Source organism: Streptomyces sp. NPDC014623, assembly GCF_043088245.1.
Taxonomy (GTDB): domain Bacteria; phylum Actinomycetota; class Actinomycetes; order Streptomycetales; family Streptomycetaceae; genus Streptomyces.
Genome location: NZ_JBIBZU010000010.1, coordinates 17,348 through 43,506, shown reverse-complemented (window position 1 = coordinate 43,506; position 26,159 = coordinate 17,348). Strand labels below are relative to the sequence as shown.

Genomic DNA, 26,159 nt, shown 5'->3' with positions numbered 1-26,159 from the left:
ACGGCTATTGTCCCGCCTCGCCACCGGCGCCCCGAACCCGGGTCGGCGTGTTGTCGATCTCTCCCGTGGCGGGACCCGTGAGATCCCGCACGATCTCGTCCGCTGCACGGTGCGCGCTCGCCACGCAGGCCGGGATCCCGACGCCGTCGTACACCGCTCCGCACACCCGCAGTCCGGGCAGCTTGGCGACCTCGTCGCGGATCCGGGCGACCCGGGCCAGATGACCCACGGGGTACTGGGGCAGCCCGCCGATCCACCGGGTGACCCCGGTGTCCACAGGCCGGGCCGTCAGCCCGGTCGCGGTGGCGAGATCGGCCAGGGAGGCGTCGACGAGCTCGGAGTCCTCACGGTGGAGGTGCTCCTCCTCGCCGTAGCGGCCGAGGGAGGTACGCAGCACGAAGAGGCCGGGAGCCGCGTCGGCGACCCACTGCCACTTGTTGCTGGAGAAGGTGGCGGCCTTGATCGTGCGCCCGTCGACGGGCGGCACGAGGAATCCGGACCGTCCCCGGAGCGCGTCGGCCCCCTCGGCGTCGGAGCGCCGGAAGGCCATGGTGACCAGTGCCATCGAGGCGTACTCGACGGCCGCGAGCTCGACCGAGGCGGCCGGGCACTCGGCGGCGAGCAGCGTGGAAGCGGACCAGGCGGGGGTGGCCAGGACGAGGGCGTCGGCGGCGATCACCCGGCTGTCGGTGCGCACGTCCCAGCCCTCGCCGGTGCGGGTCAGGCCGAGCACCGGGGTCTCGGGGAGGATTTCCCCTCCTCCGGCCCGGACGGCGGCGGCCACGGCGCCCGGCAGGGTGCCGATGCCCCCTTCGATGCCCTGGAACACCGGACCGGTCCGCTGCCGGGCGGCGGCCCGTTCCTGGAGGCGCAGGACGCCGTCGAGGAGCGGGCCGCCCTCCTTCACGGCCTCGAAGAGCTGAGGCACGGCCGCACGCATCGAGATCCGGTAGGCGTCACCCGCGTAGACCCCGCCGAGCAGCGGTTCCACGAGCCGGTCGACGACCTCACGTCCGAGCCGGTCGGCGACGTACGAGCCGACCGCGACGTCGTCCCCGACGGCGGTCGGGGTGAGGTCGCGCTCCTCGGCGATCCTGGCCAGGCCTTCGGGCGAGAGCACGCCGCTGAGCGCTGCCGGGTCACCCGGTACGCCCATCACGTGCCCTTGGGGCATGGGGCGCAGGGCGTCACGGGTCCAGACCGAGGCGGTGGCGGTGGCAGGCGGCTGGAGCCGGTCGCCGAGCCCCACCGCGGTCGCCAGCTCGACCGCTTCGGGCCGGCGCGCGAGCATCGACTCGGCGCCGAGGTCCACCCGGGTGCCGGCGATCTCACCGGTCATCAGCTTGCCGCCGAGCCGCGCGGTCGCCTCCAGGAGGGTGACCCGGAGGCCGGAGGCCAGCAGCCGGTGGGCGGCGGCGAGTCCGGCGATGCCACCGCCGATGACGACGGCATGGCCCGTGCGTGTGGTGTCGCGCTGAAGAGGACGCTGCATGGGTCCACTCTCTCAAACCCGTCCCGAGGCCCGGACGTGACCACTTCGAAACCGCAGGCAGGCGCCCCGCGCACGGGTCCGCAGGCCGGACGCCGAGGACGTCACCGGCCAGGCCGTCGACGTGGGGAGCCGTCTCTCCCCCGGCGCGCGAGCGTCGCGCGGGTCCGTGGCCTGACGGCCGAGGCGGGGAAACTCACCGGGGTGGTGCCACCGGGAGCCGAACCGGGCAGCCGCCGGGCCGGTCCGGAGCCGCTTCCCGCCCGGCAGGAGTCGCCGCAGGACCGCGCCTCGCCGGCGGCGGCCGCCCCCGAACTCGGTGAACCGTACGAGGCCGGCAGGGACTCCGGTTTCCTGGACGCACGGCCGGCGGCCCGGGACGCGTTCATGACGACGCCGCGGTGGAACGCGGTGGCGATCGGCGCCGCCGGAGGTGCCACGCAGGGCCCGTCGGCCCCGTAGGCACCGTAGCGTGGGCCCTGATCCTGCATACGGCGGCGAAGGGACCTGGCATGACGGCGGAGCGACTGGTGGTCGTCGGAGGCGACGCGGCGGGCATGTCCGCCGCCTCGCAGGCCCGCAGGCTCAGGGGCCCGGACGAGATGAGCATCGTCGCCTTCGAACGCGGCGACTTCACGTCGTACTCCGCCTGCGGCATCCCGTACTGGGTGAGCGGCGACGTCGAGGGGCCCGACGCCCTCATCGCCCGTACGCCCGGGGAACACCGGGCCCGTTCCATCGATCTGCGCACCCGCACCGAGGTGACGGAGATCGACGTCGCGGGGCGCCGTGTCCGGGCGCTGGACCGCGACAGCGGCGAGACGTACTGGACGGACTACGACAAGCTGGTGATCGCCACGGGTGCCCGGCCGGTGCGCCCCGCTCTGCCCGGGATCGACGCTCCGGGCGTCCACGGCGTGCAGAGCCTGGGTGACGGCCAGGCTCTCCTGGAATCGCTCGACCGGGCCCCGGGGCGCCGGGCGGTCGTGGTCGGCGCGGGCTACATCGGTGTCGAGATGGCCGAGGCGATGCTCAAGCGCGGCTTCGAGGTGACGGTGCTCAACCGCGGCGCGCAGCCGATGGCGACACTCGATCCGGACATGGGGCGACTGGTCCACGACGCGATGGACGGACTGGGCATCACCACGGTCAACAACGCCTCGGTCATCCGGATCGACACCGGTCCGGACGGCCGGGTCACGGCGGTCGCCACGGACGCGGACACCTACCCGGCGGACGTCGTCGTGCTCGGCATAGGGGTCGAGCCGGAGACCGCCCTGGCCGGTGGAGCCGGACTGCCGCTCGGGCCGCACGGAGGTCTCCTGACGGACCTGTCGATGAGGGTCGTGGGGCAGGACGCGATCTGGGCGGGCGGGGACTGCGTCGAGGTCCTGGACCTCGTCGCCGGACGCACCCGGCACATCGCGCTCGGCACCCACGCCAACAAGCACGGCCAGGTCATCGGCTCCAACGTCGGCGGCGGCTACGGCACGTTCCCCGGCGTGGTCGGCACGGCGGTGAGCAAGGTCTGCGACCTGGAGATCGCCAGGACCGGACTGCGCGAGAAGGACGCGGCGGCGGTCGGCCTGCGCTACGTCACGGCGACGATCGAGTCGACGGGCCGTGCCGGCTACTACCCGGGGGCGAAGCCGATGACGGTGAAGATGCTCGCGGAGTACCGGACCGGACGCCTCCTCGGGGTGCAGATCGTCGGCCGTGAGGGGGCGGCGAAGCGCGTGGACGTCGCGGCGGTGGCGCTCACCGCCGGGATGACGGTGGAGGCCATGACGGCCCTCGACCTCGGCTACGCCCCGCCGTTCTCCCCGGTGTGGGACCCGGTCCTGGTGGCCGCCCGCAAGGCCGTGTCGGCGGTGCGGGCGGCGGGCCGTTAGCCGTGGGCGGTCAGTGCGCGGTCTGCTGGTGGACGTACTCCACGAGGCGGGTCAGGGCGTCCGGGTCGGTGGCCGGCATGACTCCGTGTCCGAGGTTGAAGATGTGACCCTCGAGACCGGCGGCGGCGTCGAGCACCTCGCGGGTCTTCTCCTCCACCGCCTCGGTCGGCGCGAACAGCACCGCCGGGTCGAGGTTGCCCTGGAGCGCCTTGCCGGGGCCGACCCGGCGGGCGCCCTCGTCCATCGGGACGCGCCAGTCCACGCCGACGACGTCCGCGCCGGCCTCGCCCATCAGGCCGAGCAGCTCGCCGGTGCCGACGCCGAAGTGGATGCGCGGGACGCCGTACGGCGCGACGGCGTCGAAGACCTTCGCGGAGGCCGGCATCACGGAGCGGCGGTAGTCGGCCGGGGCGAGGGCGCCGACCCAGGAGTCGAAGAGCTGGACCGCGGACGCGCCGGCCTCGATCTGGACCTTCAGGAACGCGCCGGTGATCTCCGCGAGCCGGTCGAGCAGGTCGGCCCAGAGCTCCGGGTCGCCGTACATCATGGCCTTGGTGCGCTCGTGGTTGCGGGACGGGCCGCCCTCCACGAGGTAGCTCGCGAGGGTGAACGGCGCACCGGCGAAGCCGATCAGCGGCGTGGCGCCGAGCTCGGCGGTGAGCATGCGGAAGGCCTCGGTGACGTACGGGACGTCCTCGGGGGTGAGGTCGCGCAGCCGGGCCAGATCGGCACGGGTGCGGATGGGCTCGGCGATCACCGGTCCGACGCCGGGCTTGATGTCGAGGTCGATGCCGATGGCCTTGAGCGGTACGACGATGTCGCTGAAGTAGATCGCGGCGTCGACCTTGTGGCGGCGTACGGGCTGCAGCGTGATCTCGGTGACCAGCTCCGGCATCATGCAGGAGTCGAGCATCGCGACGCCCTCGCGGACCTTCAGGTACTCGGGCAGCGAGCGCCCCGCCTGACGCATGAACCAGACCGGGGTGTGGGGCACCGGCTCACGGCGGCACGCCTTCAGGAACGCCGAGTCATGGGTGGCGGGGGTTGTCCGCAGGCCCGAGGACGGGCCCTCCCCGGATCGGACGGAGCTGAGCTCTGGGGGAAGGTCGTTGGCACTCACGCACAGAATCTTCGCACGGAGTGACAACGACCCTGACGTCGCGTGGGTGTCCCTCCCTGCGCGGCGCCCCGGTTCCGCCTACTCTTCCCCGCATGGCTCCGGCTCAGGGACAATTTTCCGATCATTCCGATGGCGCTGACAGCGAGGAGAGCGTGGACGGCGACAGCGTCCCGCGTGCGTTCCGGTCGGCGGTCGACGCGCTGCGTTCCGCGCGCCTGCGCCCCGAACTGGAGGTCGAGCCCACACGGCCGCCGCAGCGGCTCGCCCCGCACGCGTATGCCGTGGAGGCCGCCGTCGTGGAGGGTGAGGACGACCTCGCCGACGGCCGCCTGGTCCTCCTGCACGATCCCGCCGGGCACGACGCCTGGCAGGGGACGTTCCGCTTGGTGACGCTCGTCCGGGCCGAACTGGAGCCGGAGATGGCGGCCGACCCGCTGCTGCCCGAGGTGTGCTGGTCCTGGCTCACCGGGGCGCTGGACGCCCGGGGCCTCCCGTACGGCGAGGCCGGAGGCACGGTGACGCACGCCGGCTCGCACTACTTCGGTGCGCTGTCCGCGCGCCGCCCGGCGACGCAGATCGAGATCCGGGCCTCGTGGACGCCCCGCGAGGGGCGCGGCGGGGTGCCGGACATGGGGGCGCATCTGGTCGCGTGGGGTGATCTGCTCTGCCAGCTCGCCGGCCTTCCGCCGTCGGACACGGCCGAAGCGGCGGTGGTGACGCTGCCCCAGCGGCGCGGACCTCGGATCCCATGACACTGCGTCACCTTCGGGGAGAGCCGGTCGCACAGGGACCGGCTCCCTTTTCGTACAATCGATCGCATGTCCTATTTGCCCGAATTGTTACTCACTAAATCGTGATCTTCCTCTAAAGGAGGACGCACCTGCTGCCGAAGAGGTCAATGACCCTTCAAGCACGGATCGCCCCGGCTTCACCCCCGAGCCGGCCCGTCCCGCCACTCCCCAGGAGGCCTGGTGTCCGTTCTCCTCGAGCAGCCCGCAAGCCTGGTCGCCTACCGCCCGAACAAGCCGACGGCCATGGTCGTCGTGGCCGACCCGCGCGTCCGTTCCACCGTCACCCGCCATCTGTGGGCCCTCGGAGTTCGTGACGTCATCGAGGCGTCGTCCATCGCGGAGGCCCGCCCCCGCGTCGGCAACCCACGCGACATCTGCGTTGCCGACGTCCACCTGCCCGACGGTTCCGGGCTGACCCTGTTGTCCGAGACCCGAGCCGCCGGCTGGCCGAACGGCCTCGCCCTCTCCGCCGCCGATGACATCGGCGCGGTGCGCAACGCCCTCGCGGGCGGGGTGAAGGGCTATGTCGTCACCGGCACCCGCACCAACATCGGCCACCCCACCCGCCCCGGCGTAGCCCCGATCGGCGCCAACGCCGCCCGTATGCACCGCAGGCCCCCCGGTTCCCCGAGCCACCCGGGCGGCTACCGCGAACTCTCCGGCCGTGAGGTGGAGGTGCTCCGCCTGGTCGCCGAAGGCCAGTCCAACAAGGCCATCGGCGTCTCCATGGGCCTGTCCGCACTCACCGTCAAGAGCCATCTCGCCCGCATCGCCCGCAAGCTCGGCACCGGAGACCGCGCCGGAATGGTCGCCGTGGCCCTGCGTACGGGCATCATCCACTGACCGCCCGGCCCCGCCGGCACCTGCGCGGATGCGTAACCGGCCGGTTTACGTGCATGGCCGCCCGTCGACGGAACGTTCCGTCGACGGGCGACGCGCATACACAGATACCCTTGGCATGTGACCGACGCCCAAGAGACCGCAGCAGACACTTCACTGCGAACCACCGGGGGCGCTCCCCCGGACGACGTCGCCCCGGCGCCGATCCCCTTGCTCGAACCGCGCGAGGGCATCCCCCCGGTGGTGGCGACCGACGACGCGCTGGCCCGGGTGATCGCGGATTTCGCCGCCGGCACCGGCCCCGTCGCCGTCGATGCCGAGCGAGCCTCGGGCTATCGATACGGCCAGCGCGCCTACCTGGTGCAGCTGCGCCGCGAGGGCGCGGGGAGCGCGTTGATCGACCCGGTCGGCTGCCCCGACCTGTCCGGGCTCGGCCAGGCCCTCACCGGGGCCGAGTGGATCCTGCACGCCGCCACCCAGGACCTGCCCTGCCTGCGCGACATAGGCATGACCCCGACCTCTCTGTTCGACACGGAGCTCGCCGGGCGGCTGGCGGGATTCCCGCGTGTCGGCCTGGGCGCGATAGTGGAGAACGTCCTCGGCTACGCCCTGGAGAAGGGCCACTCCGCGGTCGACTGGTCCACCCGCCCCCTGCCCGAGCCCTGGCTGCGCTACGCCGCGCTCGACGTCGAGCTGCTGGTGGACCTGCGCAACGCCCTGGAGGAGGAGCTGGACCGGCAGGGCAAGCTGGGATGGGCCCTGGAGGAGTTCGCCGCCATCGCCTCGGCGCCGCCCGCTCCCCCGCGCAAGGATCCCTGGCGCCGGACCTCCGGCATGCACAAGGTGCGCCGCCGCCGTCAGATCGCGGTCGTACGGGAGCTGTGGACCGCCCGGGACCAGGTGGCGCAGCGGCGGGACATCTCGCCCGGCAAGGTCCTCGGGGACGCCGCGATCATCGAGGCGGCCCTGGCGCTCCCGGTGAACGTGACCGCGCTCACCGCGCTGCCCGGCTTCGGGTCCCGTATGGGACGCCGCCAGCTGGAGCAGTGGCAGGCGGCCGTCGACCGCGCCAAGGCGCTGCCCGAGTCGGAGCTGCCGCAGCCCGGCCAGCAGCCGGCGGGGCCGCCGCCGCCCCGCTCGTGGGCCGACAAGGACCCGGCCGCCGCCGCCCGGCTGTCGGCGGCCCGCACCGCGGTGTCGGAGCTCGCCGAGCGGTTGCGCATGCCGCAGGAGAACCTGATCACCCCGGACACCGTGCGCCGGCTCTGCTGGGAGCCGCCCAAGGCACTGACCCCGGACGCGGTCGAGGCCGCGCTGGCCGGTCACGGGGCACGCCACTGGCAGATCGAGCAGGTCGGCCCCCTGCTGCTGCGGGCCCTGGACACGAGCGCCTGACACGTTCCGGCACGCGTACGCCCCCTGGCCGATCCGGCAGGGGGCGTACCCGTGTCGGATCCGCACCCCGGGCCGCCTCATCCAGGAGGGTCGATTTCACGCCAGTTACCCGGCTGTCCCGGACCATGGGTGACGCACCTCCCGCATGTGACGTTCACCGCTCCGGTGGTGGGGGGTGGGCAGTCTGGTTACCCGCAAGTAGCATGAGGGTCGTGGCGCGCCGATGTGTGCGCCCGCAGCAGTGCCATCCCGCACCCTGGAGGAGAGCCACCGTGCCTCGTACCATCCGGGACGTCGTCTTCGTCGACGGCGTCCGCACCCCGTTCGGCAAAGCGGGCCCGAAGGGCATCTACCACGAGACCCGCGCCGACGATCTCGTCGTGAAGGCCATCCGGGAGCTGCTGCGCCGCAACCCGGACCTGGACCCCGCGAAGATCGACGAGGTCGCCATCGCCGCGACCACCCAGATCGGCGACCAGGGCCTCACCCTCGGGCGTACCGCCGGGATCCTGGCCGGTCTGCCGCAGTCGGTGCCCGGTTACTCCATCGACCGCATGTGCGCGGGCGCGCTGACCGCCGTCACCTCGACGGCCGGATCCATCGCCTTCGGCGCGTACGACGTCGTCATCGCCGGCGGTGTCGAGCACATGGGCCGCCACCCGATGGGCGAGAGCGTGGACCCGAACCCGCGCCTCGTCTCGGAGAAGCTGGTCGACGAGTCCGCCCTCTTCATGGGCATGACGGCGGAGAACCTGCACGACAGGTACCCGTCGATCACCAAGCAGCGCGCCGACGCGTACGCGGTCCGCTCGCAGGAGAAGGCCGCCAAGGCCTACGCCAACGGCAAGATCCAGCAGGACCTGGTGCCGATCTCCGTGCGCCGTACCAACGCGGAGGCCGGTGAGACGGGCTGGGGCCTGGTCACCGCCGACGAGCCGATGCGCCCGGGCACCACGCTGGAGTCCCTGGCCGGGCTGAAGACCCCGTTCCGCGCCCACGGCCGCGTGACGGCCGGTAATGCCGCGGGTCTCAACGACGGCGCCACCGCCTCGCTCCTCGCGTCCGAGGAGACCGCCCGCGAGCTGGGCCTCCCGGTCAGGATGCGCCTCGTGTCGTACGCCTTCGCGGGCGTCGAGCCGGAGGTCATGGGCTACGGCCCGATCCCGGCGACGGAGAAGGCCCTGGCCAAGGCCGGTCTCTCCATCGACGACATCGGTCTCTTCGAGATCAACGAGGCCTTCGCCGTGCAGGTGCTCGCGTTCCTGGAGCACTACGGCATCGCCGACGACGACCAGCGCGTCAACCAGTACGGCGGCGCGATCGCCTACGGCCACCCGCTCGCCTCCTCCGGCGTCCGCCTGATGACTCAGCTGGCCCGCCAGTTCGAGGAGCAGCCGGAGGTCCGCTACGGCCTGACGACCATGTGCGTCGGCTTCGGCATGGGCGCGACGGTCGTCTGGGAGAACCCGAATTTCGACGGAGGCAACAAGTGAGCGCCACCACCACTGAGCTTCTGAAGGGCGCGGCCGAGCTGTTCCCCGGCGAGGTCGTCACGCAGGCACACGTACGCCACCTCGACCTTCCCGGCGGCGCGGGCCGGTTCGCCCTCATCACGCTGGACAACGGCTTCGACCACACCAAGCCGACCACCATCGGCCCGCAGTCGCTGGCGAACCTGAACGCCGCCATCGACCAGGTCGAGAAGGAGGCGGCCGAGGGCTCGATCACCGGCGTGGGTGTCACGGGGAAGCCGTTCATCTTCGCGGTGGGCGCCGACCTCAAGGGCGTCGAGCTCCTCAAGGAGCACAAGGACGCGCTGGCCATCGGCAAGGGCGGTCACGACGTCTTCCGCCGCCTCTCCGGCCTCGCGGTCCCGACGTTCGCGTACTACAACGGCGCGGCCATGGGCGGCGGCGTCGAGATCGGCCTGCACTGCTCGTACCGCACCGTCTCCAAGGCGCTGCCCGCGTTCTCGCTGCCCGAGGTCTTCCTCGGTCTGGTCCCCGGCTGGGGCGGCTGCGTGCTGCTCTCCAACCTGATCGGCGCCGACCGTGCCGTGTCGGTGATCATCGAGAACTCGCTGAACCAGAACCGTCAGCTCAAGGGCAAGCAGGTCTTCGAGCTCGGGATCGCCGACGCGATCTTCGAGGGTGCGGACTTCCTGGAGCAGTCGCTGATCTGGACCGCGTCGGTCCTCAAGGGCGAGATCGCGATCGAGCGCCCCGAGGTCGACCGCGGTGACGCCTGGGACCAGGCCGTCGCCCGCGGCAAGGCCGTCGCGGACTCCAAGGTGCACGGCGCGGCCCCGGCGGCCTACCGCGCGCTGGAGATCATCGCCGCGGCGAAGAGCGGTGACCTGAGTGCCGGCTTCGACGCCGAGGACCAGGCCCTCGCGGACCTGATCATGGGCGGCGAACTGCGCTCGGGGATCTACTCCTTCAACCTGGTCCAGAAGCGCGCCAAGCGCCCGGCCGGTGCGCCGGACAAGGCGCTGGCCCGCCCGGTCACCAAGGTCGGCGTCGTGGGCGCGGGCCTGATGGCGAGCCAGCTCGCCCTGCTCTTCCTGCGCCGCCTGGAGGTCCCGGTCGTCCTCACGGACATCGACCAGGACCGCGTCGACAAGGGTGTGGGCTACGTCCGGGCCGAGATCGACAAGCTGCTCGGCAAGGGCCGCATCAACCAGGACAAGGCCAACCGGCTGAAGGCCCTGGTCTCCGGTGTGCTGGACAAGGCGGAGGGCTTCTCCGACGCCGACTTCATCATCGAGGCCGTCTTCGAGGAGATCGGTGTCAAGCAGCAGGTGTTCGCGGAGGTCGAGGCGGTCGCCCCGGCGCACGCGATCCTCGCCACGAACACCTCGTCCCTCTCGGTGACCGAGATGGCGTCGAAGCTGAAGAACCCCGAGCGGGTCGTCGGTTTCCACTTCTTCAACCCGGTCGCGGTCCTCCCGCTCCTGGAGATCGTGCGCGGCGAGCAGACCGACGACGCCTCGCTGGCCACGGCCTTCGGCGTCGCCCGCAAGCTGAAGAAGACCGCGGTCCTGGTGAAGGACGCCCCGGCGTTCGTCGTCAACCGCATCCTCACCCGCTTCATGGGCGAGATCCAGAACATCATCGACGAGGGCACCCCGGTCGCGACGGCGGAGAAGGCCATCGAGCCGCTCGGCCTGCCGATGTCCCCGCTGGTGCTGCTGGAGCTGGTCGGGCCGGCCATCGGCCTGCACGTCTCCGAGACCCTGAACCGCGCCTTCCCGGAGCGCTTCACGGTCTCCGGGAACCTCGCGGCCGTGGTCAAGGCGGGCAAGCGCGGCTTCTACGTCTACGACTCCGGGAAGCCGGAGCTCGACCCGGAGGTCGCGGCGCTCCTCGAGCAGGGCGACACCGTCCTGACGGAGGACCAGGTCCGTGACCGCGTCCTGGACGCGGTGGCGCAGGAGATCGGCCTGATGCTGGCCGAGGGCGTCGTCGCCGAGCCCCAGGACATCGACCTCTGCCTGATCACTGGCGCGGGCTGGCCCTTCCACCTGGGCGGCATCACGCCGTACCTGGACCGCGAGGGCGTCTCGGAGCGGGTCAACGGGAAGCGGTTCCTGGAGCAGGGCGTGGCGAGCGTTCCCGCCTGAGGCATCGCACCGCACCTCCTCACCGAATCCGCGTGACCAGCGCGGAGCGGGCCGTACGGATCACCGTACGGCCCGCTTCCGTGTGTACGGAAAAGTCGAATACGTAGCCGAATCGGAACCATTTAATTGCGAACTCAACCTTAGAATCTTGTTATTCTTCACCTCTGCGACACGTTTGCTTCACTTGGCTGCATTTTCCGGCGGATCCCCACCTCCGCGCTCCGCCTGCCGAGCCCGACGCACTGTCGCCGTGACGCGTGATGGTTGCTCGCCGTGAGGCCGAGCGGGGGAACACGGAGTGGACGAGCGATGAGCAACCCGGAGGCCTCTACACTGCTGCGCCTTTACCGGCGCGTGCTGCCGCACGCCTTGAGGCACTTCCTCGTACGGCTCCTCCCGGCCCGCAACCGGCTGATCCTCCAGCACGGCCTCTCCGGGCTCGGCACGACATCGCGCGTCCTGCGCAAGCACCTGGGCGTACGGCTGAGCAAGCGCCTGCGGCGCGACGCCCGCAGGCCGGGCGTGAAGCTGGTCTGGTACGCGCGAGGCGTGCGCGCCGCCGAGGTGACGGAAGGGCTGACGCCGTCCATCGCCCGTGCCACCAACCTCCTGCGCGTGACGGACGTGCTCGAACGCCACGGCATCCCGTACTTCTGTGTGCGTGGCAATTCCGTCACCATGACCGCCGTCGGCGTACCGGCGGGCGAACGGCAGCGCACCGAGAGGGCGCTGCGGGTGAGCGGGCTCTCCGCGGGCGCCCTGATGGCCGGCGGCGCCGCCGGCGGCAAGCCGCTGCACGCGGATCAGCGCGCCTCCTGGTCCCAGACCTCAGCTGAATCGATTCTGCGGATGTGGTGGCTCCTCACCGATCCCGAAGGCCGGTGGACGCTCGGCCCCAACCACGCGTGCGTCATCGAGTACTGGAACGAGGACGACGGGCTGCTGCTCGCCCCCGTCCCGAACCTCACCGCGACCGCCGTGGTCGCCGCGGAGATCCCGGTGCGGGTGCCGGTCAGCCATTTCACCGGTCCGGTCAGCGGCCTGGTGGGCCCCACGCCGGAGGTCGGGACACGGTCCGAGTTCACGCTGTCCCTGCCCGACGAGGTCACCTTTCCCGTCGACGCGGTCTACACGTGGGTCGACGGCGCGGACCCCGAGTGGATCCGCCGCCGGGCCACCGCGCTCGGCCGGACCGACTACCACGAACAGGCGGTGAGCGCCGCGCGCTTCACCAGCCGTGACGAACTGCGCTACTCACTGCGTTCGCTGCACCAGTTCGCGCCGTGGCTGCGCACCATCTACCTGGTCACGGACGGGCAGGTGCCCACGTGGCTCCGCACCGCCCACCCCCGGCTCGAGGTGGTCCCGCACAGCGAGATCTTCAGCAACGCCTCGGCCCTTCCGACGTTCAACTCGCATGCCATCGAGAGCCAGCTGCACCACATCCCGGGGCTCTCGGACCACTTCCTGTACTTCAACGACGACGTCTTCCTCGGCCGCAGCGTGACTCCGGAGGACTTCTTCCACGCCAACGGGCTCTCGAAGTACTTCCCCTCCAACGCGCTCGTCCCGATGACCCCGCCCTCGGCTCAGGACCCGCCGTCGGAGATCGCCGCGAAGAACAACCGCGTCGTCATCGCGGGGACGTTCGACCGTGTGCTGACCAGGAAGATGAAGCACGTGCCGCATTCGCTGCGCCGCGACATCCTCCAGGAGATCGAGGACCGCTACCCCGTCGAGCACCGGCAGACACAGCACTCGCACTTCCGCAGTCCGACCGACCTGTCGATCACCTCGTCGCTGCACCACTACTACGGGCAGCAGACGAGCCGTTCGGTACCGGGGCGGATCCGCTACACCTATCTGGACCTGGCCGCCCCCAATACCGGCAGGCACCTCAACAGGCTGCTCGCGCAACGGGATTACCACACGTTCTGCATCAACGACACCGTGGACGACCCGGACACCGCGGAGGCCAGGACCGCGATGCTCAAGGCGTTCCTGGAGACGTACTTCCCCGTGCCCAGCCCGTACGAATCACCTGGGCCGGGTGTCCCCCGGCTCTCCCCCGGCCCGGTGGCCGCCATCCGGCCGGAGCCCGCCTTCGGCCTGCCGAACTGTGTGAGCGGAACCCATGACTACTGACCCCCAGGTGATACGGGCCGGCGCTCCGGTGACCGGGGAGGACGAGATGGAGGCCGCGGTGCGTGTGCTGCGCAGCGGCCAGGCCGCCGTGGCCGAAGCCGTTCTCGAGGCCGCCGCGCGGCGGAGCACGGTGCCCGTGGGGGCCGGTCGGCCGGCCGCCTCCGTCTGACCGGGCCGCCCGGGTGGGCGGAGTCCTTCCGGCGCCTCGACGGCGCACGATGTTCTGGAGTATTCGGTGATCCATCCGATCGACACAACGGCTGCACGGCCCAGTCGGGCCGTGCCCGTCGGCATGCACGAGATCCCCGTCGGCATGCACCGGCGGCTGGCCCACGTCCAGCCGGGCCTGACGCCCCTGGCGGTGCGCGCCCTGCACCTCCAGCTGGTGTCCACCGCGCTGACGCAGGCCGGCGTCGAGCACTTCGTGGTGCCCGGGACGGAGGACACCTCCTCGGCAGTCGGCGTACGCGACACCCAGCGGGGCCGGGTGTCCCAGACGCTGCGGTCGCTGTTCAGCCGCAGCCCCGGGTACATCCAGCGCAGGGTCCCCGTCCGGCGCACCGGCGAACTGCTGCACCCGGGTGCCCGGGAGGCCTCCTGGCAGGACATGGAGAGCGTGGACGTGCTGCGGGCCATCTGGTTCCAGGCCGATCCTTCGGGCGAGCTGGTGTACGGCACGGAGTACGGCTGCGACATCGAGTTCTGGCGTGAGGAGGAGGGGCGCCTGCTGCCGCCCCGGATCAACCGGGGCGCGAGCTTCCTCCCCCTGGAGGGGGAGATGACGCTCGTCTCGCCGCACCGCTTCTCCCGGCTGGCGCCTCCGCTCCGGACCGAGCCGGCGCCGAAGCAGCGGCGCTGGGGGCGCAAGCCGGAACCGGCCGGCCTTCCGACCCGCCGGGAATTCGTCTGCACCGGGCCGGACGAGATCACCTTTCCCATCGACGTCGTCTACACCTGGGTGGACAGCGACGACCCGGCCTGGCAGCGGCGCAGGGCCGAGGCGTCCGGTGACGTCTTCCACGAGGAGTCCGCGAGCGCCGGGCGCTACATCAACCGCGACGAGCTGCTGTACTCGATGCGCTCGCTGCACGTGTACGCCCCGTGGGTCCGCCACATCTTCCTGGTGACCGACGACCAGGTGCCGCGCTGGCTGGACGAGGCCGCCGAGGGCATCACCGTGGTCTCGCACCGCGAGATCTTCCGGGAGACGGACCGCCTGCCGGTCTTCAACTCGCATGCCATCAGCGCGCAGTTGCACCGTGTTCCCGGGCTCTCCGAGCACTTCATCCACTTCAACGACGACGTGTTCGTGGGCAGGCCGGTCACCCCGCACGAGTTCTTCCTGCCGAACGGGGCGTCGAAGTACTACCCGGACACGGTCCGCATCCCGATGGGCCCGGTACGGCCGGACGACCTGCCGCACGAGGTGGCCCGCAAGAACGTCCGCGCCCTCCTGGAGGAGAGGTTCGGCCGCACGATCATCGACGCGATGAAGCACACGCCCGTGCCGCTGCGGCGCAGTGTGCTGGAGGAGATGGAACGGGAGTTCGCCGAGGTGTTCCGTGCCACCGCGGCGGCGAGGTTCCGCAGCAGGACCGACATCGACGTCGGCACCTGCATGTATCCGTACTACTCGTACTTCACGGAGCGCGGGGTGCCCGACACCATTCCGTACGCCTATCTGCACCTCTCGATGGTCCAGCTCTCCAAGAAACTCGACCGGCTGCTCAAGCGGCGCGACGCGGCCGTCTTCTGTGTGAACGACTCGTTCACCACCGAGGACGACGTGGCCGACCAGGAGGCGCTGATCCACCCCTTCTTCGAGGCGTACTTCCCCCTTCCCAGTCCTTACGAGAAGCCGGCACAGCGGTGAAGATCGATTTCCTGGTCCAGAACGTGTTCGCGGCGGACGGGGCGACCCGCGCCGTCCTCAACCTCGCCGGTGCGCTGGCCGACACGCACGAGGTCCGGGTCGTCTCGGTCTTCCGCTGGCTCGACCGTCCGGCCGTCGCGCCCGCCCACGGCGTGCGCGGCCTCTCGCTCCTGGACCTGCGGGAGGGCCGGCGGCCCGACAAGCAGGACATCCGCAGGCTCAGCCCGTCCGTGGTCATCCCGCGCACGCAGGAGATGTCCTGGCGCTACAGCCGGCTGACCGACGACAAGGTGGAGGAGTACCTCACCGGGACCCAGGCCCAGGTGGTGGTGGGTACCAGCCTGGAGCTGGCCGCGTACGTATCGCGCTGGGGCCGCCCGAGGGCGCTGCGGCTGGGCCAGCTGCACCAGCTGAGCACCGTCCTGTCCCCCCAGGAGCAGAGCCGCGCCTGGGCGGGACTGGGCCGGCTCGACGCCGTCATCGTGCCGAGCGGCGCCGAGGCGCTGGCCGTCACGGAGGCGGGCCTGCCGGGTGGCGTCGCGGTGTACGCCCACCCCGACTGCGTGCCCGACGCCAGGGTGCGGCCGGCCGACGGGCGGTCGCGGATCGTGATGGCTGCCGGGCGGCTCGTCCCCGAGAAGCGCTTCGACCTGCTGATCCAGGCCTTCGCCCAGGTGGCCGGACGCCACCCCGACTGGCAGCTGCGGATCTTCGGCACCGGCCCCGAGTACGGCGCGCTCCGTTCGCTGGTCGCCGATCTCGACCTGTACAACCACGTCTTCCTGATGATGGAGGAGCCCGGGCTGGAGGCGCACTGGGCGGCCTCCGCCATCGCCGCCGGCACGTCGGACCGGGAGTCGTTCGGGATCGCGCTGGCGGAGGCCATGCGCTGCGGCCTGCCCGTGGTCTCCACCGACTGCCCCGGCGGCCCCTCCGAGATCGTCCGGCACGAGGCCAACGGTCTGCTCACCCCGGCCGGCGACGTGGACGCGTTCGGCGCCGCCCTGTCGCGTCTGGTCGAGGACGAGGCCCTGCGGACGGGCATGGGCCGTCAGGCGCTCCAGGACTCCCACCGCTACGGCCCGGAGGCGGCGGCGGGGCGGTTCGAGAAGGTCATCAGGATGTCCCGGCGCACCCGCCGGGAGAGCCGCCCCGCCGCCGAGGTCTCGGTGGGCTGCGCGGTGCAGGCGGACGGCCTGATCGCTCTGCACCTGGCTGGGGTGCGCGAAGGCCGTGAGGATCTGCGGCTCGTCCTGCGCAGGCGCAAGGCCGCGCGCGGTGAACGACCCGTCCGGCTGCCCTTGCTGCCCGCCGGCCACCTGGGGCCGCACCTCTACACCGCGGTGGTCCCGCCGCAGCCGGACGTGCTCACGGAGGGCCGCTGGGACGTCCATCTGGACACCGGTGAGGGCAAACCCGCGAAGGTGCGGCCGGGTGCGCTCGACCTGAGGGGTTTCGGTCCCGTGGCCAGCGGTCCCGACTGCACCGTGGTCCAGCTTCCGTACGCGTCCGGGAGCGGCCACCTGGCGCTGCGCACCTGGACGCGGGAACGTCACGCCGAGGCCACCGAGGTCTGGGTCACCGAGGGGGTCATCCATCTCCGGGGCGCCCTGTACGGCTGCGACTTCGGTGACGCGGAGCCCCTGCTCCTGATGCGCCGTCGCGGGACCGAGGGACACAGTTTCTGGCTGCCCGGCAGTTCGTCGGGCGCCGCCGACTTCTCCTTCGCGCTTCCCGCCCCGGACCTTGCCGAGCAGCTCGTGGGCCGCCACGAGCTGTGGGACCTCTGGGTGGGCCGGCGCTACGACCCGGTGGTCGCGCGGCTCGGCCGCTTCCTCACCGACGTGGTGGACGTGAAGGGTGTCTTCGCCTACCCCAACGCCGTGGTGCAGTCCGAGGACGCCCCGGACGTCCTCGTGAAGCCGTACTACACCGCCGGCACCGAACTCTCGGTCCGTGTCGCCGAGAAGGCGGAGTGACGGGGAGGCATGGCCATGACCCAGCCGCCGTCCGGCCCGGGCAGCCCCGCGTACCGCGTGGGGCACGCGGGCGCGGGCTCAGAAGCGGCGCCAGGACTCCAGCGCCATGCCCTGCTGATCCGTCCGCTGCCTGGTCACGCTCAGCCCGCCTTCCCGGTTGATCACCGCCACGACCAGCCGGCCGGCCCGGTCGCGGGCGAGTGCCGGCGCGCCTTCGCAGGGTTCGCGGGTGTCGGCCCACCATGCGCCTGCGGATTCCGTCTCGGTCGGGTAGGCGGTCACCGCGAGGGTGCCCGTCTCCTCGGCCTGGGCGAGCACGGTGCAGTCGTAGCCGTCCACCAGGCACCGGGACAGCGCGAGGGGGCCGCGTCCCGAGCGGCCGCCCAGCGGGGCGGGGGCGACGTCCTGCTCGCCGGGGGCGGGGATCCGGTAGGCGACGACCTCCCCGGTGGCGTCCTCACGCCAGTAGTGGGTGACCCTGTCCTCGTAGGACTCGGTGCCCGAGGCCGTCTCCGGACGGGCGATGAAGACCAGGTTGGGGGCGCGGTCCAGGGAGCCGCCGGGCTTCTCCTGTCGCCACACGTACACGCCCTTGTCGGCCGGCATGAAGAGCTCGACCCGGCCGGACCGGGTCACGGTCGCGGAGATGCCGTCCCGTACCCGCTTGCACGGCAGCGCCGTCCACTTGTTCCAGGTGCCCTCGCGTCCGCGCCGGCGGGTGAACACCCCGCCGGTGGCGCTGCGGACGAAGACATGGACGACGTCGTTGCCGTCGACGACCGCCACCGGCGCGCCGACGGCCGCCGCTTCCGCGGTGTCCGTGTGCGGGTTGCCGATCGAGTGCCATCCGGTCATCGGGCGGCCCGTCTGGTACTGGGACGCGAAGACGATCTCGACGGGCGCCTGGGGGCCCTTGCCCCTGCGCCGCGTCCCGAAGAGGTCGACGTACCCCTGAGGGCTCCGCGCGACGGAGACGTACGGGAGCAACTCGGCTTCGGGGAGCAGGATTTCGGGCCGCGACCAGTCGTCGGACCGCGCGGACTGGGTCCAGCGCACGATGCCGCCGGACCTGGCGACGGCGTACGCGGTGAGACGGCCTTCGCCGTCCGGCACGAGCCACCCTGTCGTGCGGGGCGCGGCTGCGGCGGCGCGCTGCGCGGGGGCGGTCTGTCCGGCAGGTGCGGAAGAGGTCCCCCCGACAGGATGACCGGCACGCCTGCGCCCTGAACGCAAACCCATTGCTCCCCGCCCGTTCTTCACCGAGTACTTCCTCCGGTGCCGAACGGCGATGGGCGGAGTCCCGTGGTTTCTCTGTCGAATGACCGTTTTTGCTTTCACAGCGTCAACTGGTGTCACAATAATACTCGACAGGGGTCGATTTCAGAGTGCTTCCTATCACAGAATGCGACTTCGAGGCGTGAACGGCGCCTGGACGAAACGCGGCACAGGGACGGCTCCGGCACACACGGACCGGAATGTCCGCCCTCCCTTTCCTCTCCTCTCGCACGCGCCGAGCGCGTCCCGACGGAAGAACCAGACGAGCCCATGACAGACCAGACCACCGGCGCCGGATCACGGATGTCCGACGAGCCCCGCTCCGGACGCGCGCCCGAGCCCCGCAAGCGCCGGCGCGGACTCAGGATCACACTCGGCGTCCTGCTCGTCCTCCTGCTCGCGGGCGGCGGCACGGCGTACTGGATGTACCAGGACCTCGAAGGCAACATCAAGGGCGTCGACATCGACGAGGCGCTCGGGGAGGACCGCCCCGAGAAGCTGCCCACCACCGGTCAGAACCTGCTCGTCCTCGGCTCCGACTCGCGTGCCGGGGCGGAGAACAAGGAGCTGGGCGGGGGCGGCGGCGTCAGCGGGGCGCGGTCCGACACCGCACTGGTGGTGCACATACCCGAGGGCCGCACCGAGGCCGTCGCCGTGTCCATTCCGCGCGACACGCTGGTGACCCGGCCCGAGTGCGTCAGGCCCGACGGTTCGGCGATGGCGTCCGCCGAGCGCGTCATGTTCAACTCCGTGTACTCGCAGGCCGGTCCGGCTTGTGTGGTCAAGACCGTCGAGAAGCTGTCCGGGGTACGGATCGACCACTACCTGGAGATCAACTTCGCCGGGTTCAAGGATCTGGTCGACGCGATAGGCGGCGTCACGGTCGAGGTCGAGGAGCCGATCAAGGACGACGCCTCGGGGCTCGACCTCACCGCCGGCACGCACAAGCTGAGCGGCACCGAGTCCCTCGCCTACGTCCGTACCCGGCACGGCGTCGGCGACGGCAGCGACCTGGGCCGGATCGGGCTCCAGCAGCAGTTCCTCCTCGCGCTGCTGACCGAGATCAAGTCACAGGACCTGCTGGGCAGTCCGGCGACCACGTACAAGATCGCCAGCTCCGCCACCACGTCGCTGACCACCGACGAGGGGCTCGCCTCCCTGACCTCGCTCAGCGAGTTCGCCCGCTCGATGAACGGCGTCGATCCCTCCTCCATGGAGACGGTCATGCTGCCGGTCGCCTACGACGAGCAGGACCCGAACCGTGTGGTGGCCGCGGAGCCGCAGGCCGGCGACCTGTGGAAGGCGATCCGCACGGACGGCACGATCCCCGAGTCGGCGAAGAAGTCCCCGGCCACCGGCGGCTGACCTGACATCCTTCGGGGATGACCGGTGAGAAGACCCTGGTGATCGTCGACGCCGCCAATGTGGTGGGGTCGGTTCCGGACGGCTGGTGGCGGGACCGGCGCGGTGCCGCCGAGCGGCTGCGGGACTCGCTCGTCCCGTACGCCGCCGAAGGGCTGCCCGGGCATCCCGGCCCGTTGGATCTCGTGCTGGTCGTGGAGGGCGCGGCCCGGGAAGTGGCGTCCGTGTCCGGGGTGCGTGTGGAGGCGGCACCCGGCAGCGGTGACGATCTGATCGCGGAACTGGCCGCGGCCGCCCGCGGCGTGCGGCCCTGTGTCGTGGTCACCGCCGACCGTGGACTGCGGCAGCGGGCCGAGGCGTACGGGGCCCACTGCACGGGCCCGCGCACGGTGCGGCCGCTGCCGCCTCCACGAAGGAGCTGAGGGGCTCAGGAAGTCTTCGCCATACGGCTGTTCCTGCGCCCGTACACGAAGTAGATCAGCACGCCCAGCACCATCCAGACCCCGAACCGGAGCCATGTCTCCGCCGGCAGGTTCAGCATCAGCCAGACCGAGGCCGCGACCGACACGACAGGGAGCAGCGGTACCCACGGGGTGCGGAAGGCACGGTGCAGGTCGGGTCGGGTGCGGCGCAGGACGATGACGCCGAGGGCCACGACCACGAAGGCGAAGAGCGTGCCGATGTTCACCAGGGTCGCCAGCTCGTTGATGCTCGTGAAGCCGGCCACGACCGCGATGACCACACCGAGCAGGACGGTGGGGCGGTACGGGGTGCCGAAGCGCGGGTGCGTCACCGAGAAGAACCTCGGGAGCAGCCCGTCGCGGCTCATGGCGAAGAACACCCTGGTCTGGCCGAGCAGAAGGATCATGCAGACCGTGGTGAGCCCGACCGCCGCACCGAAGCTGATGACACCCGCGTAGAAGGGGTGTCCCACGGCCTTGAACGCGTCGGCCAGCGGGGCGCTCACGGAGAGTTCGGAGTAGTGCTGCATGCCTGTGACGACGATCGACACGGCGACGTAGAGCAGCGTGCAGATGACGAGCGAGGCCAGGATCCCACGCGGCATGTCCCGCTGCGGGAGCTTGGTCTCCTCTGCAGCGGTGGCCACGACGTCGAAGCCGATGAAGGCGAAGAAGACGATGGAGGCGGCGGTGAAGATACCCATGACGCCGAAGTTCGTCGGCTGGTAGCCGAAGATCAGCTGGACCAGCGGTGCGTCCAGACCCGAGCCCGCGGGCTGGTTCTCGGCCTCGGGGATGAAGGGCGAGTAGTTGGCCGACTTGACGAAGAACAGGCCGGCGATGATCACGATGCCCACGACCGCCAGCTTGATGGCGACGACGACCGTGGTCACCCGGGCCGAGAGCTTCATCCCGAGGACCAGGACGACCGTCAGGACCAGCACCAGGGCGAACGCCAGGATGTCGAAGCCGAAGCCGCTCGCCACATCGGGGCCGGAGAGCGCCTCCGGCATCGTCCAGCCGACGTTGTCCATCAGCGAGCGGACGTAGCCGGACCAGCCGACCGCCACCACCGCGGTGCCCAGCGCGAATTCCAGCACCAGGTCCCAGCCGATGATCCAGGCGACCAGCTCGCCCAGCGAGGCGTACGAGAAGGTGTACGCCGACCCGGCCACCGGGACGGTGGAGGCGAACTCGGCGTAGCAGAGCGCGGCGAGCGCGCAGACGACGCCCGCCGCGACGAAGGCGAGGGCCGTGGCGGGACCCGCCGTCTCCTTGGCGACCTTGCCTGTGAGGACGAAGATCCCGGTGCCGATGATGACACCCACGCCGAAGACCGTGAGGTCCAGCGCGGAGAGGGACTTCCTGAGCGCGTGCTCCGGTTCCTCGGTGTCGCGGATGGACTGTTCGACCGTCTTGGTCCGGAACAGTCCCTTTCCGCTGGGGGGCGTGTCCTGCTGCGTGCTCACCGGCGTACCTCCACGCACTCGTCGTGCACGCCATGATTCGGAACTAATCGCCTCGAAACGCCCCTTACCTCGCCATTTCACGCAAATGGGCCGGTCGGACCACCCGTGCGGGGTGGGCGACCGGCCCATTGCGGTACGGGCGGATCAGTCGCGGACGGGCTCCGCGGTGCGGCTCTCGTACCGGCCGTCGAGCTTGGCCACGAGGCCCGTGACCTGGCGGGCGATGTCCGGTGCGGTGAGCCCGATCTCGGCCATGACCTCGCCGCGCGAGGCGTGGTCGAGGAACACCGGCGGGATGCCGAAGTCGCGCAGCGGCACGTCGACGTCGGCGTCGCGCAGGGCCTGGGCGACGGCGGAGCCGACACCGCCGGCCCTGCTGTTGTCCTCGACGGTGACGACGACCCGGTGCTCCGCGGCGAGCGGGGCGAGCGCCTCGTCGACGGGCTTGACCCAGCGCGGGTCGACCACGGTCGTGGAGATGCCCTGGGCGTCCAGCAGGGCGGCGACCTCCAGGCACATCGGCGCGAGGGCGCCGACGGAGACCAGGAGGACGTCCGGCGTGTCCGCTCCCGCCCTGCGCAGGATGTCCATACCGCCCGCCGTGCCGACGGCCTTGACCGCAGGGCCGACCGCACCCTTGGAGAAGCGGACGACGGTGGGCGCGTCGTCCACGTCGACGGCCTCGCGCAGCTGCGCGCGGACCTGGTCGGCGTCACGCGGGGCGGCGATGCGCAGGCCCGGCACGCACTGCAGGATCGACATGTCCCACATGCCGTTGTGCGAGGCGCCGTCCGTGCCCGTGACTCCGGCCCGGTCCAGGACGAAGGTCACCCCGCACCTGTGCAGGGCGACGTCCATCAGGACCTGGTCGAAGGCGCGGTTCAGGAAGGTCGCGTAGACCGCGAAGACGGGGTGCAGTCCGCCGGTGGCCAGGCCCGCCGCGGAGACGGCGCCGTGCTGCTCGGCGATCCCGACGTCGTAGATCCGGTCCGGGAAGGCCTCCTCGAACTTGCCGAGGCCGACGGGCTGGAGCATGGCCGCCGTGATGGCGACGATGTCCTCGCGCTCACGGCCCAGTTCGACCATCTCCTCGCCGAAGACCGAGGTCCAGTCCAGGCCGGAGGTGGAGATGGGCAGTCCGGTGTCCGGGTGGATCTTGCCGACCGCGTGGAAGCGGTCGGCCTCGTCCTGGAGGGCGGGGGTGTAGCCGCGGCCCTTCTCGGTGAGGCAGTGCACGATGACCGGGCCGCCGAAGCGCTTGGCCCGCTGGAGCGCGGACTCCAGGGCCTCGATGTCGTGACCGTCGATCGGTCCGACGTACTTCAGGCCCAGGTCCTCGAACATGCCCTGCGGGGCGATGAAGTCCTTGAGGCCCTTCTTGGCGCCGTGCAGGGTCTCGTACAGCGGCCTGCCGAGGACGGGCGTGCGCTCCAGGAGGTCCTTGCCACGGGCCAGGAACCGCTCGTAACCGTCGGTGGTGCGCAGGGTGGCGAGGTGGTTCGCGAGGCCGCCGATGGTCGGGGCGTACGAGCGCTCGTTGTCGTTGACGACGATGACGAGGGGGCGGTCCTTGGCGGCGGCGATGTTGTTCAGCGCCTCCCAGGCCATACCGCCGGTGAGCGCTCCGTCGCCGATGACGGCGACGACGTGGTCGTCCTTCTTCAGGAGCTCGTTGGCCTTGGCGAGGCCGTCGGCCCAGCCGAGCACCGTCGAGGCGTGCGAGTTCTCGATGACGTCGTGCTCGGACTCCGCGCGGGAGGGGTACCCGGAGAGTCCGCCCTTGCTCTTGAGCTTCGAGAAGTCCTGCCGTCCGGTGAGCAGCTTGTGCACATAGCTCTGGTGGCCGGTGTCGAAGAGGACCTTGTCCTGCGGGGACTCGAAGACCCGGTGCAGGGCGATGGTCAGCTCGACCACGCCCAGGTTCGGTCCGAGGTGACCGCCGGTCTTGGCCACCTCCTCGACGAGGAAGGTCCGGATCTCGCCGGCGAGCTGGTCGAGCTGCTCGAGACCGAGCCGGTCCAGGTCGCGCGGTCCCCTGATGCGGGTCAGCAGGTCCACCCGTGCCTCCTTGCGTGTGAGCTGGTCGAGCGTGTCGATCCGATGAGTCTAATGTTCCGCCGGCGGCCCCGGTCATCGGGCGCCGTATTGCTCCGCGCCGCACCGGGGCGCTCCGGACGCGCGTGTGCCCGGCATCGCGGGGATGCCGGGCACATGTGCGCAGGTAGGGCGATCAGGCGCGGCCCGCGGTCTTCTGTGTCTTGCGGGTGATGGAGTCGATGACGACCGTGATGAGAAGAACAGCACCGGTGATCATGTAGTTGATCGGTGTGGCAATGCCTTCCAGGGCCAGGCCGTACTGGATCGAGACGATCACCATGACACCGAGCAGCGCGTTCCAGGTGCGGCCCCGGCCACCGAAGAGGCTGGTCCCGCCGATGACGGCTGCGGCGATGACGTTCATCAGGAGGTCGCCGCCGCCGGAGCCCTGGTTGGCCGCCGCGATCTTGGAGGCCCAGAAGAGTCCGCCGATCGCCGCGAAGGTGCCGGCGATGGCGAAGACCGAGACGCGGATCGCGGTGACGTTGATACCCGCGCGGCGGGACGCCTCGACGCTGCCGCCGAGCGCGAAGATCTTCCGCCCGTAGGAGGTGCGGCGCAGGACGAAGTCCGTGCCGACCAGCACGACGAGGAAGAGGACCAGGGCCAGCGGGAGACCGCGGTACTGGTTGAACATGAACGCCGCGCCGAAGGCGAACACCGCGAGGACGACGGTGCGGACCACGATGTCGACGACCGGCCGCGACGGGATGCCCGCGGCCTCACGGCGGCGGGTGTCCAGGAACGCGGAGAGGAAGTAACCGATCACCGCGACGGCCGCGAGGCCGTAGGCGGCGGCGATGTCCGAGAAGTAGTACGTGGTCAGCTTGCCGACGACCCCGTCGCTGTCCAGGTTGATCGTGCCCGTGTCACCGAGCAGCTGGAGCATGAACCCCAGCCAGAACAGCAGACCGGCGAGGGTGACGGCGAACGCGGGGGCGCCTATCCGCGCGAAGAAGAAGCCGTGGATGGCGCCGATGACCGCGCCGCTGAGGATCGAGACGAGGACGGCGAGCCATTCGTTCATGCCGTGCGTGACGCTGAGCACGGCGACCACGGCACCGGAGACACCGGAGACCGAGCCGACCGAGAGGTCGATCTCGCCGAGGAGCAGCACGAAGATGATGCCGACGGCCATCATGCCGGTGGCCACCATCGTCACGGCGATGTCGCTGACGTTCTTCGCCGAGAGGAACTCGGAGTTCAGGCTCTGGAAGACGACGCAGATGATGAGCAGGCCGATGACCACGGGGATCGAGCCCAGGTCACCGCCGCGCATCTTGCGCTTGAACTCGGTGAGGTAACCGGCGAGGCCCTGCTCGCGCACGAGGAGCCGGGGGTCGACCACGGTGTCGGCCCCCTTGGCCGCCTCCGGGTTGACCACTGCGGTGGACGTCTTGTCGGTTGTCACTTCTGGGCCTCCGCGTTGCGCGCCGCACGACGGGTCACGGCGTTCTCCGTGGCGCCCGTGATTGCGGAGATGATCTCTTCCTGCGAGGTGGTCTTCACGTCGAAGACGCCGTTGTTCCGGCCCAGCCGGAGCACGGCGACCTTGTCGGCGACGGCCTTCACATCGGCCATGTTGTGACTGATGAGGATGACCGCGTGGCCTCGCTCGCGCAGCCGCTCGACGAGGTCGAGGACCTGCGCGGTCTGCTCGACGCCGAGTGCGGCGGTGGGCTCGTCGAGGATGACGAGCTTGGGCTCGCCCAGCATCGAGCGGGCGATCGCGACCGTCTGGCGCTGGCCGCCGGAGAGCGACGCGATCGGGATGCGGACGCTGGGGATGCGGATCGACAGCGTGCTCAGGAGCTCGCGGGAACGCCGCTCCATCTCGACCTCGTCGAGGATTCCGAACTTGCGGAGCTCCCGGCCGAGGTAGAGGTTGCCGACGACGTCGATGTTGTCGCAGAGCGCGAGGTCCTGGTAGACGGTCGCGATCCCCAGGTTCTGGGCATCGTGCGGCTTGCTGATCTGGACCGGCCGGCCGTCCCACTCGATGACTCCGTCATCGATGGGGTGGACCCCGGCGATCGTCTTGACCAGCGTTGATTTACCGGCGCCGTTGTCGCCCACCAGGGCGACCACCTCACCGGCGTGGACCTCAAGCTCTACGTCGGTGAGCGCCTGGACGGCACCGAATCGCTTGGAGACCCCTCGCAACGCCAACACGGGCGTAGCGGACACGTGAACCATCTCCTTCGCCGCCTGACCCGGCGGGGATACCGCGCCTGGGGGAAGGCACGGTGGTCTGAGCAGAAGAATTGAGGAAGAGCGCCGAAGCGTTCCGTCCGGCGCCCCGCCCGGCAGCGGGACAGTCGGTGGGCGGGGCGCCGGACAGGCTTCGGG

The 26,159-nt window shown here is 71.0% G+C and carries 20 protein-coding genes; 13 read left to right on the top strand and 7 right to left on the bottom strand.

Going from position 1 to position 26,159, the window contains the following annotated elements:
* Positions 1 to 4 precede the first annotated feature (4 nt).
* Complete coding sequence (hemG, locus tag ACF1FZ_RS17690; RefSeq protein WP_391774290.1) at positions 5 to 1,492, bottom strand: protoporphyrinogen oxidase; 1,488 nt, start codon at positions 1,490 to 1,492, stop codon at positions 5 to 7.
* Positions 1,493 to 1,693: 201 nt separating this feature from the next.
* Here hemG and ACF1FZ_RS17685 point away from each other — a divergent pair, with 201 nt between their 5' ends.
* Entirely contained in the window at positions 1,694 to 1,951 is a 258-nt protein-coding gene (locus ACF1FZ_RS17685; RefSeq protein WP_391774289.1) for a hypothetical protein, read from the top strand.
* A gap of 50 nt (positions 1,952 to 2,001) precedes the next feature.
* The gene (locus ACF1FZ_RS17680; RefSeq protein ID WP_391774288.1) at positions 2,002 to 3,381 is read left to right on the top strand and encodes an FAD-dependent oxidoreductase; all 1,380 of its coding nucleotides are present in this window, start codon (positions 2,002 to 2,004) and stop codon (positions 3,379 to 3,381) included.
* Between the two features lie 10 nt (positions 3,382 to 3,391).
* Here ACF1FZ_RS17680 and hemE read toward each other — a convergent pair whose 3' ends face one another.
* Entirely contained in the window at positions 3,392 to 4,501 is a 1,110-nt protein-coding gene (gene hemE, locus ACF1FZ_RS17675) for a uroporphyrinogen decarboxylase (RefSeq protein ID WP_391774287.1), read from the bottom strand.
* A 92-nt stretch (positions 4,502 to 4,593) separates the two neighbouring features.
* Here hemE and ACF1FZ_RS17670 point away from each other — a divergent pair, with 92 nt between their 5' ends.
* The 9 genes from ACF1FZ_RS17670 (at position 4,594) to ACF1FZ_RS17630 (ending at position 17,146) form a co-directional block, all read left to right on the top strand.
* A complete protein-coding gene (locus ACF1FZ_RS17670; protein WP_391774286.1) occupies positions 4,594 to 5,253 on the top strand; it encodes a DUF3000 domain-containing protein in 660 nt (219 codons plus the stop codon).
* Positions 5,254 to 5,472: 219 nt separating this feature from the next.
* Positions 5,473 to 6,135 carry a response regulator transcription factor gene (locus tag ACF1FZ_RS17665; protein ID WP_033300087.1) on the top strand — a complete coding sequence of 221 codons (663 nt, stop codon included), beginning with the start codon at positions 5,473 to 5,475 and terminating at the stop codon, positions 6,133 to 6,135.
* 117 nt (positions 6,136 to 6,252) lie between these two features.
* Positions 6,253 to 7,527, top strand: coding sequence for an HRDC domain-containing protein (locus ACF1FZ_RS17660; RefSeq protein ID WP_391774285.1), 1,275 nt, complete (start codon positions 6,253 to 6,255; stop codon positions 7,525 to 7,527).
* Between the two features lie 272 nt (positions 7,528 to 7,799).
* Entirely contained in the window at positions 7,800 to 9,020 is a 1,221-nt protein-coding gene (locus ACF1FZ_RS17655) for a thiolase family protein (protein ID WP_391774284.1), read from the top strand.
* Positions 9,017 to 11,149: a 3-hydroxyacyl-CoA dehydrogenase NAD-binding domain-containing protein gene (locus ACF1FZ_RS17650; protein WP_391774283.1), complete on the top strand. Its 2,133-nt coding sequence runs from the start codon at positions 9,017 to 9,019 to the stop codon at positions 11,147 to 11,149. The genes ACF1FZ_RS17655 and ACF1FZ_RS17650 overlap by 4 nt, the downstream gene beginning before the upstream one ends.
* Before the next feature lie 309 nt (positions 11,150 to 11,458).
* Entirely contained in the window at positions 11,459 to 13,294 is a 1,836-nt protein-coding gene (locus tag ACF1FZ_RS17645) for a stealth family protein (protein ID WP_391774282.1), read from the top strand.
* Positions 13,284 to 13,463, top strand: coding sequence for a hypothetical protein (locus tag ACF1FZ_RS17640; protein WP_391774281.1), 180 nt, complete (start codon positions 13,284 to 13,286; stop codon positions 13,461 to 13,463). Before ACF1FZ_RS17645 ends, ACF1FZ_RS17640 begins: the two co-directional genes overlap by 11 nt.
* 111 nt (positions 13,464 to 13,574) lie before the next feature.
* A complete protein-coding gene (locus tag ACF1FZ_RS17635) occupies positions 13,575 to 15,167 on the top strand; it encodes a stealth family protein (protein ID WP_391774280.1) in 1,593 nt (530 codons plus the stop codon).
* A complete protein-coding gene (locus ACF1FZ_RS17630; protein ID WP_391774279.1) occupies positions 15,164 to 17,146 on the top strand; it encodes a glycosyltransferase in 1,983 nt (660 codons plus the stop codon). The genes ACF1FZ_RS17635 and ACF1FZ_RS17630 overlap by 4 nt, the downstream gene beginning before the upstream one ends.
* A gap of 78 nt (positions 17,147 to 17,224) precedes the next feature.
* On the opposite strand, the gene ACF1FZ_RS17625 is transcribed toward ACF1FZ_RS17630, so the two are convergent.
* Complete coding sequence (locus ACF1FZ_RS17625; RefSeq protein ID WP_391774278.1) at positions 17,225 to 18,259, bottom strand: hypothetical protein; 1,035 nt, start codon at positions 18,257 to 18,259, stop codon at positions 17,225 to 17,227.
* Positions 18,260 to 18,724: 465 nt separating this feature from the next.
* Between ACF1FZ_RS17625 and ACF1FZ_RS17620 the strand changes: the two genes are divergently transcribed.
* Both ACF1FZ_RS17620 and ACF1FZ_RS17615 read left to right on the top strand, forming a co-directional pair.
* The gene (locus tag ACF1FZ_RS17620; protein ID WP_391774483.1) at positions 18,725 to 19,786 is read left to right on the top strand and encodes an LCP family protein; all 1,062 of its coding nucleotides are present in this window, start codon (positions 18,725 to 18,727) and stop codon (positions 19,784 to 19,786) included.
* A gap of 17 nt (positions 19,787 to 19,803) precedes the next feature.
* Positions 19,804 to 20,205, top strand: a complete 402-nt coding sequence (locus tag ACF1FZ_RS17615; protein WP_391774277.1) for an NTP pyrophosphohydrolase — start codon at positions 19,804 to 19,806, stop codon at positions 20,203 to 20,205.
* 5 nt (positions 20,206 to 20,210) lie between these two features.
* Here the strand turns inward: ACF1FZ_RS17615 and ACF1FZ_RS17610 are convergent, their stop codons facing one another.
* The 4 genes from ACF1FZ_RS17610 to ACF1FZ_RS17595 all read right to left on the bottom strand — a co-directional run bounded on the left by ACF1FZ_RS17610 (position 20,211) and on the right by ACF1FZ_RS17595 (position 26,006).
* Positions 20,211 to 21,713, bottom strand: a complete 1,503-nt coding sequence (locus ACF1FZ_RS17610) for an amino acid permease (protein WP_391774276.1) — start codon at positions 21,711 to 21,713, stop codon at positions 20,211 to 20,213.
* A gap of 144 nt (positions 21,714 to 21,857) precedes the next feature.
* A complete protein-coding gene (gene dxs / locus ACF1FZ_RS17605) occupies positions 21,858 to 23,771 on the bottom strand; it encodes a 1-deoxy-D-xylulose-5-phosphate synthase (protein WP_391774275.1) in 1,914 nt (637 codons plus the stop codon).
* Between the two features lie 172 nt (positions 23,772 to 23,943).
* Complete coding sequence (locus tag ACF1FZ_RS17600) at positions 23,944 to 25,221, bottom strand: sugar ABC transporter permease (protein ID WP_391774274.1); 1,278 nt, start codon at positions 25,219 to 25,221, stop codon at positions 23,944 to 23,946.
* Positions 25,218 to 26,006, bottom strand: a complete 789-nt coding sequence (locus tag ACF1FZ_RS17595) for an ATP-binding cassette domain-containing protein (protein ID WP_124275349.1) — start codon at positions 26,004 to 26,006, stop codon at positions 25,218 to 25,220. The genes ACF1FZ_RS17600 and ACF1FZ_RS17595 overlap by 4 nt, the downstream gene beginning before the upstream one ends.
* Positions 26,007 to 26,159: the final 153 nt, after the last annotated feature.